The organism is Mangrovibacterium sp. (genome assembly GCF_059905295.1).
The window spans coordinates 1-7,884 of the sequence record NZ_JBZQJF010000240.1 but is presented as its reverse complement, the minus strand read 5'-3'; the positions used below and the strand labels follow the sequence as shown (position 1 = coordinate 7,884).

Here is a 7,884-nt window from a genome sequence, read left to right as displayed (position 1 = left end):
CAGTGAAGAAGGTGCTCGCCGGGTGTTAGTAAAGCCAATTGCCGATGAAGCAGAATTGTACTACTACAACTGGATTCAAACCAATATTGAAAAGGTCAACAAAGCTACCAACGGCGAAGTGGGTTATATCCACATTCCTGATATGGGACGTGATGGTCTAAACATGTTCGCCCGCTTGTTTTACCCGCAGCTGAATAAGAAAGGCTTGATTGTTGACGATCGCGGAAACGGGGGCGGTAATGTATCGCCGATGATTGTTGAGCGTTTGCAGCGTGAAGTACAGCGTTCCAATATGCGCCGTAATTACAAACACCCGACTCCGGTGCCAACCAAAATCATGTTGGGGCCTAAAGTGTTGCTGATCGACAAATATTCGGCTTCCGATGGTGATTTGTTCCCTTATGGTTTCAAACACTACAAGCTGGGAACAGTTATCGGAACACGTAGCTGGGGAGGTGTTGTTGGTATCAGTGGTTCGCTGCCTTTTATGGATGGTGCCGATCTACGTAAACCTGAGTTTGCTTCGTACTCGTCGGAAGAAAGCAAATGGATTATTGAAGGCCATGGTGTTGATCCCGACATTGTTCAGGATAACAATCCTTACCAGGAATACATGGGTAACGATGCCCAGCTGAATAAAGCGATTGAAGTGATTAAAGAAAAAGTAAAGACTGAATATAAGCCGCTGCCGGCTATTCCTCCGGCACCGGATAAAACCAAATAATTCGAAAGACCATTGAATTGACAAGGCTGCTCAAATACGAGTGGCCTTTTGTTTTGGTGATTTACTGAATCAAGTGATCCGATCTTTTTGAAAAATCGGATCACTAAATATTTCAATAATGATTGAAGGCTTGAAAGAGCTGCAAGTTGATTCAAATTCCAGGTTTCCACGAGCAACAAACCTCTGGTCACTAAAGGGGTAACTATACCCGCAACTTGAAACTTAAAACTTGAACGATTAATGGATTGAAGAGCTACAAGTGGTAGCCCGGAGCAGATATTGACGTAACCCCAGTGGGGTGCAATTTGGGTAGAAAACGACGCCTGCTCTGATCACGCGATGCTGGGCGAAGCGAAAAGATTGCCGCGTCCTCCTGCGTCGTCCTCGCAATGACGGAACTTGGAACTTGAAACTTGGAACTCGAAACTTGAACGATTGCCGATTATTGATTAACAATTAACGATTGAGTGACCAGCAACAAGCAACAGCCCCTGACCTATAAAGAGGTAATTATACCCGCAACTTGAAACTTAAAACTTGGAACTCGAAACTTTAAAGATTGCCCTTCTTACTTCTTACTTCTACATTTCTTATTCGATATTCTACAGTTCCCTTTACAGTCCTAAATTGGGTAACACAAATGACCGGGTGTTAGGATGTAACCTGATCCATAAGCCCGGGTTGGCATTTAATTGCTGTGCTGCTTCCTCTTTGTCTGAACTAAGGTTGGTGTTCAGTACGTTGGCATACGTTTGAACCTTCGCGGGAGCGGTATCGGCATCTACCACCGATTGTACAATTTTTTTGGCTTGTAAGATCGCAGCAGGTCCTAAAGTGAGAATGTAGGCAGCCGATCGGCATTCCTGTTCATCCTTTTCATTCACCACACTTCCACCGGCTTTAAACTTGCTGATGTGGTGCTCCAAAATACTGCTGGATATAGGGATGATTCCTGCAACATGATGACTTTGTGCACCGGAGAAAGGCTTAATATAGGCCAGGTGCGATGCTTGATTTTCTTCGGGTCCATGACCAATGAAAAAGATATCCAAACCGCCCAGATCTTCCAGTTTCGTTAAATAGGCGATCAAGGCCGACTCCAAATTTTCGGTATCGGTACGCATGGGGGTGAAGCTTTTGATCTTGTTGAAAAAGGCATCTCCCAGGATGCGCTCAAAATCCCGAACAAAACTAAAACCATTACTCATGCCCATAGGAGCCAATGCATCCTGTGTAAATACATTCAGCCTGGCGAGCAGTTGATCCTGTTCTCCGGTCTTTGCAATCTCTCCCAGTAAACGATGTAGCTCCTGGGCACCTCGTCCTCCCAAAAGGGCAATATTGATATCACCTTCCTTGGAGGCTGCGGTACTGTATAGCTCATTCAACATGGCCTGACCAACTTCTGCCTCACTGGCAAGTACAGTCGGTGTTATACCATGATCTGTAAAACGACTTTCCTGATCGCTGTTTTGAGACAACCATACATTCTTGTTGTCTTCATATCTGGTGAATTGTGCGTTCTTTTCACTCATTTTAATTCCTTCTTTATTCGGGTGCACTTAATCACATCCCGTGGATTTTTATTCGCTAAATTGATTAACAACGCGTAAAAATACACGAATTAAGGGAATCGCTGAAATAATGATTACTTTCCTCTATGGGCCTTTCAAGACGAATTGCCCCGGCAGGGTGTAATATGGGTAGCCCCGGGTGAAGCATGGATCTGACACATGTCGGAATCAAGTGATCCGACCTTTCAAAAAGATCGGATCACTCCGCTCAATAAAAGAACGTTATTGCGAGTACTTACCCCAAATAAATGGGGCATAATGCGGAAATGACAGTTTTTATGAAATCTGTCATTGGTAGGACGAAGGACGAAGCAATCTGTCGATGGTAAAGATTGCGATCCCCATAAATCGGAATTACAATGATGTATTCATGATCTTTTGATTCTTCTTTCTTTGTCCTTAAGCCGGACGGGCTGTTCATTTTGCCTTGATGCAAAACGAACCAACCCCGAGACTTCGGGGCAAGACTGCCCGAGGCAATTGCTTCGCACCGCTCACTCTCAACACTGCATGCTTAACGCTTACGCGTAGCACTTCCGTGTTTTCGTTCGCTATTGCAGCGTGCAGTCGGGCGCTCCGATCTTGCTTTCCGCGTGTAAGGTTCCTTTTTGGGACTGGCCTATGTGATTTTCCTCGCAATGCGACAATTTCAAAGGGAATTTATTCCCAAAGATCGGTTTATTGGATCACAGACTCATCAGAATTGCTTCTAAACAAATAAGCGATGGGAAAATAAAGAAGTAAATTGAAACTGTTATGCCAGTCCATTTTTTTCGTTATTACTAATGTATATGAACAGCAAACAATTTCAACATCAAGTAGTGCCGCTTTCGGAGCGATTGTTTCCTCTGGTTATCCGGTTACTCGGAAATCAGAGTGATGCCGAAGATGCTATTCAGGAAATCATGCTGCGACTATGGAATAAGCGTAAGCAACTTGACAAACACCCTAATTTGCCGGGATTCGTTTTTTTGACGGCACGAAATTATTGTCTGGATGTCTTGAAAAAAGTAAAACCGAATTTCGAAGATTCTTTCAATCATGTCAATACACTTGTTTGGGCAACGAACGATAACAATGCGATGGAAGATCAAGAACTGAACAAGATTATTAAAAGCATTGTAGAACGGTTGCCCGAACAGCAGAAAACAGTTATTGTATTGCACGATTTGGATGGACTGGAATATCTGGAAATTGCTGAAATAATCGGACTAAAAGTTGAACACATCAGAGTTCTATTGTCCCGTGCACGAAAATTTGTAGGAACAGAGCTTAAAAAATCGTACTGCTATGAATGACAAGATCAACAACACAACGGGAGAAAACGATTTTATTGTTTCCGGAAAGAAAACATGGACTGCTTATTCACAGGAAAACAGGCCTAAAGCTCCTGCCAACCTCAATCGGTCTGTTTGGGAGAATATTCAAAAAAAGAACAAAAAACGTCGGCTGAATATGGTAATGACCTTGGCGGCTGCTTGTATCGTGTTTGCCGTTTCGATTATAGTCCTGTTGCCCAAACAACAAGAACAAACTAATGAAGAAAAACTGGCCCTGTTATTACAAGCCAGAAGTATGGTTGAACAAGCGCAGACAACGACTGAAAAAATCATTTTATACGAAGACAATTCAATCTGTATATATACAACAACTGACCGCTAAACTCTTAGACGTGAGATTTTAGCACACATTTCGGTTATCCACTTTAAAATTGAAACAATGAAAAAGATCGTATTGACAATCTGCATAATCGTTTTAGCCCTATTCTCAGGAACGGCTCAAAATGAAAAAAATTCGTCCCAAATTGGTATTCAGGTTTTGAAAACAGAGAATGCTCCATTGATTCTTCTCGATGGAAAACAAATTGATCGCGAAATTTTGGATTTAATAGATCCTGAAAAAATTGCCCATATCAATGTTATCAAGGATAAGGATTCGCTGGAAATTTATAATGCTCCCAATGGAATCATAAAAATTACCTCCAAAAAAGCGCTGGAACAAGAGGAAAAAAAACGCAGCGGCGAAGTAAAACAGATTAGAATAAGGGGCAATTCTTCCGATAAAGAGCCTATGGTTATTGTCGATGGAAAAGTTTGCGATAACGATACCTTGAAGACGATTGATCCGAATGACATTGCCTCAATCAACGTGCTTAAAGATGAGGCAGCCATGGAAAGCTATCATGCCCCCAATGGTGTAATCCTAATTACGACCAAAAAGGCTGAAGGAAAGAAGTCTAAGAATTTTTCTAATCCGAAGAAATAAGCAATCCTTGAAATATAGAATATCGAATAACCAATACGGAATGTAGAAGTAAGAAAGCGCAATCGTTCAAGTTTCGAGTTCCAAGTTTTAAGTTTCAAGTTGGTGGGGCCACGTCATTGCTGAATCTGATTTAAACCTCAGGACTTGTCCCGAATTAGCCTGGAGGGCTTAAAAAGTTCCAAGTTCCAAGTTTCGAGTTTTAAGTTTCAAGTTGCGGGTTCCGGGTTCCGTCATTGCGAGGACGACGCAGGAGGACGCGGCAATCTTTCAAGTTCCAAGTTCCGGGTTTCTGGTCTCTAGGACTGGTAACTGAGACTGAACACTTTCTTGAGACTGAACACTAACGTCCAGCAGGTGCCCTTTTTGAAATCTGGAATGTAAAACCTGGAATTTGAGTCAACTTGCAGCTTAAGGCCAGGATCTTGAAGCTCCCTCAATCCCTCAATCATTAGATCTGTCATTGGTAGGACGAAGCAATCTCTTGCTGGTAAAGATTGCTTCGTCGTTAATGTCGGATTCATGATCTATTGCTTTCCTTTGGTGCATCTTTCCCTGGGCCGCAGAGCGCATCACTGATCATCCTTTTAAAATGTCGTTACAAACGACAAGACAACTAACCCCTCGTTACCGCTGCGCTCAAACGAGGGATAGGTAGAGAGGATTCGCGAGAAAGTCGATCATATAAGCTGAAATAAATGTGTTTTCCACCTAAAAGAAGGTATTTTTGCCGTCCATTATTCAAGAATGAGTGAACATGCCTTTCATCCTATTTAAAAATCGACGGTTAAATAAAGCCACCTATGCTTTAAATGGTGGCAAGTACCGGCAGGCCCTGAAACTTGGACAGCCTTTGGTGGATGCCCAAGACCTGGAAACGGCTTACCGGGCCAATTTCATTTGTGGTTTGGCGCTTTATAAAAGCCGGAAATACGAGGATAGCTTCGTATTTCTCGAAAAAGCCTGTATCCTGGGGAATTACCGGCACGATTGGTATAACCTGGCAATGGCCAGTGTATTTGCCGGCCAACTGGAAAAGGCAGAGGTGGCCTTTAAACATATCTACAGCACCAATGTACAGACCGGTTATGTGTACGCCGTACCCGTTCCGGGTTTGTTGTTTCAATATATGAGGGCATTAAAGAACAACCAGTTTACCGATGCAGCCATTGCACGGGCCAATGAACTAAAACAGATGTACATTGGTGTTGGACCCGATACCAACAAACAAGTGCAGCGTGGTCTCCCATCTTACCCGACCTTCCGTATGGAAGTGGAATCCCTGTTCGATCCGGAACGATTGAAAACCTGGGAAAAAGATTTCATCAAATTTTAGAATTGATTGCCGGTCAGAAACCTGCAATTAAATGACGGAATGGATTTGGGGTTCGAATGAATTTCGTTTTCCCGAATTGTAGAGACGCACAGCCGTGCGTCTGTACGGGTGAATTGGATTGTTTGGTGGTGAATTGTAGAGACGCACGGCCGTGCGTCTCTACGTGCGGAATCCTGCAAATCAATAAACCCTACGAATTCCTATTATTCCACCCAATTTTTATTTGGATGAATTGAATCGGTCGTCCTGCCATTTCATCGGGTTGTTGATGATGTATTGTCTGATTTGTTGATATTCCCTGTCATTGCGGATAATATGGTCGTGGTAATTCGGTTGAAAAAAATGATTGTTTCTATTGTATTTGGGAATTCCCAACCCGCATTCATCAATGTAATCATCAATTTTTGAATTTACGGCCGATTTAAACCCCGCAATAAACGATGAAATGGATCGGGGTTTACGAATGAATTCCGTTTTTTTGGATTGTTGGGGTGATTGGGTGGTGGATTGTAGAGACGCACGGCCGTGCGTCTCTACGTGCGTCCCGTGCGAATCCCGTATACCGTTCAAATCATTTATCCCGGTATTATTCAATATTATAATGGCGTGTAAATGGTTGGGCATCACAATATATTCGTCCAAATACAATTCAGGACGCATTTCAAATGATTTTAACCATTCATCACGAACAATTTTTCCAAAATCAGAATACCGGATGCGATCCTGGTGTATATCTCCCAAATTACATTCCCTGTTTTGGGTAACCAGGGTAATGAAATACAGACCATTTCCCGAATAATCCCATTGTGGCATTCGGTGTGATTGAATCCGGTATTTATAATTGAATTTGTCCATTAAATCATAATATGATGGGTTTTCGTTATTGTCCTGTTTTTTTTAAGATCGGATCAGTAAAACACTTCAATAAAGAAGCGTCATTGGTAGGACGAAGGACGAAGCAATCTCTTGGTGATGCTAAATGCTAAGCGCTCTGCGCTAAGCATGATTACCGTTCGTTCACTGCTGTACGCTTTCGTTCCATCATGTTTTGAGGTTTGCTCAAAGGTTTAAAACCAAACTGCGCATAAAGGCCATGTGCATCATCGGTACCGAGGCCCCAGCGGGAAAGGTTTTGCAATTTTTCGTGGCTTACAATGGCCTTGATGAGTTGTTTGCCATAGCCCATTCCGCGGTAATCGTTGAGGATGAAAACATCCATGATCCAGGCAAAAACAGCATAATCGCTCACCACCCGTGCAAAACCAATTTGTTGCTTATCGAGGTATACCCCAAAGCACAGCGAATTGTCGATCGAGCGTTTTACAACCTCCAGTTCCCGGCCAATGGCCCAATACGATTCCCTGGATAAATAGCTATGAATCCGATCGATATCTAAGCGTGTTTTATCGGTTGATATTTCTAGCATTGTTCTTGAGTTTGTGGTTATTGTTTATCCTTTTAGCAAATCTCTTTTTTGCCGGTGCGCTTTTGTATCGCGTGCCCTTTCATGTCAATGTCGTTACAAACGACAAGATAACTTACCCCTCGTTACTGCTGCGCTTATACAGGGAGGGGACTAAATGCCGGAGGCATTGAATTTGGGTAGAAACAGCCAGCCATCACTAATTTTGTCCCGTACGGGACAAGACTGCCCATCCTAATTACTGACTACCCAAATAAAGTCCCGATGGGACATAAAACAACTCCCTTCGCTGGCGCGCTTTTGTAAAGCGCCATGGTAATTTCTCAACAGCAAGCTTTACAGGCAGCCCAAACTTCTGTTTCAGTATGTCAATGAGCTATGCTTATTAGAACTTTCTTAAAATTCTCCGCCTGCCTTGCTTGCCAAACTTTTGCTTTTTCAAAGCAAGACACAGGTCACAGACCTGCGCCAGCGGGGGGTTACATAGACCGGAGCGGTTTAAAGTACGAAGCTGTTTACTTCGTCGCTCCAGTTGCGTTCGGGATTCCCTTGCTGCCGAACGATT

The 7,884-nt window shown here is 43.0% G+C and carries 8 protein-coding genes; 5 read left to right on the top strand and 3 right to left on the bottom strand.

What is annotated here, in order from left to right; all coding sequences use genetic code 11:
• Window positions 1-724, top strand: a 724-nt coding sequence (locus AC37HE_RS12505; protein ID WP_500783180.1) for a S41 family peptidase, incomplete at its 5' end; no start/stop codon positions are given.
• A 614-nt stretch (window positions 725-1,338) separates the two neighbouring features.
• Here the strand turns inward: AC37HE_RS12505 and AC37HE_RS12500 are convergent.
• On the bottom strand, window positions 1,339-2,259 hold the full coding sequence (locus AC37HE_RS12500; RefSeq protein WP_500783179.1) for a hypothetical protein: 921 nt from the start codon (window positions 2,257-2,259) through the stop codon (window positions 1,339-1,341).
• Between the two features lie 830 nt (window positions 2,260-3,089).
• On the opposite strand from AC37HE_RS12500, the gene AC37HE_RS12495 reads away from it, so the two are divergent.
• From AC37HE_RS12495 to AC37HE_RS12480, 4 genes are all read left to right on the top strand, one after another.
• Window positions 3,090-3,596 carry a GFO_1088 family ECF-type sigma factor gene (locus tag AC37HE_RS12495; protein ID WP_500783178.1) on the top strand — a complete coding sequence of 169 codons (507 nt, stop codon included), beginning with the start codon at window positions 3,090-3,092 and terminating at the stop codon, window positions 3,594-3,596.
• Window positions 3,589-3,960 carry a hypothetical protein gene (locus AC37HE_RS12490; RefSeq protein ID WP_500783177.1) on the top strand — a complete coding sequence of 124 codons (372 nt, stop codon included), beginning with the start codon at window positions 3,589-3,591 and terminating at the stop codon, window positions 3,958-3,960. The genes AC37HE_RS12495 and AC37HE_RS12490 overlap by 8 nt, the downstream gene beginning before the upstream one ends.
• 57 nt (window positions 3,961-4,017) lie before the next feature.
• Window positions 4,018-4,563 (top strand): TonB-dependent receptor plug domain-containing protein, encoded by a 546-nt coding sequence (locus AC37HE_RS12485; protein ID WP_500783176.1) that lies wholly within the window; start codon window positions 4,018-4,020, stop codon window positions 4,561-4,563.
• 754 nt (window positions 4,564-5,317) lie between these two features.
• The gene (locus AC37HE_RS12480; protein WP_500783175.1) at window positions 5,318-5,896 is read left to right on the top strand and encodes a tetratricopeptide repeat protein; all 579 of its coding nucleotides are present in this window, start codon (window positions 5,318-5,320) and stop codon (window positions 5,894-5,896) included.
• 219 nt (window positions 5,897-6,115) lie between these two features.
• Here the strand turns inward: AC37HE_RS12480 and AC37HE_RS12475 are convergent, their stop codons facing one another.
• Together AC37HE_RS12475 and AC37HE_RS12470 are read right to left on the bottom strand one after the other, a co-directional pair.
• Window positions 6,116-6,751 (bottom strand): transposase, encoded by a 636-nt coding sequence (locus tag AC37HE_RS12475; RefSeq protein WP_500783174.1) that lies wholly within the window; start codon window positions 6,749-6,751, stop codon window positions 6,116-6,118.
• A gap of 151 nt (window positions 6,752-6,902) precedes the next feature.
• Entirely contained in the window at window positions 6,903-7,322 is a 420-nt protein-coding gene (locus tag AC37HE_RS12470) for a GNAT family N-acetyltransferase (protein WP_500783173.1), read from the bottom strand.
• Window positions 7,323-7,884 lie beyond the last annotated feature (562 nt).

Bases quoted from the DNA above. Each gene is read 5' to 3' on its own strand.
- AC37HE_RS12500 (WP_500783179.1), bottom strand. From the start codon at position 2,259: ATGAGTGAAAAGAACGCACAATTCACCAGATATGAAGACAACAAGAAT.
- AC37HE_RS12495 (WP_500783178.1), top strand. From the start codon at position 3,090: ATGAACAGCAAACAATTTCAACATCAAGTAGTGCCGCTTTCGGAGCGA.
- AC37HE_RS12490 (WP_500783177.1), top strand. From the start codon at position 3,589: ATGAATGACAAGATCAACAACACAACGGGAGAAAACGATTTTATTGTT.
- AC37HE_RS12485 (WP_500783176.1), top strand. From the start codon at position 4,018: ATGAAAAAGATCGTATTGACAATCTGCATAATCGTTTTAGCCCTATTC.
- AC37HE_RS12480 (WP_500783175.1), top strand. From the start codon at position 5,318: ATGCCTTTCATCCTATTTAAAAATCGACGGTTAAATAAAGCCACCTAT.
- AC37HE_RS12475 (WP_500783174.1), bottom strand. From the start codon at position 6,751: ATGGACAAATTCAATTATAAATACCGGATTCAATCACACCGAATGCCA.
- AC37HE_RS12470 (WP_500783173.1), bottom strand. From the start codon at position 7,322: ATGCTAGAAATATCAACCGATAAAACACGCTTAGATATCGATCGGATT.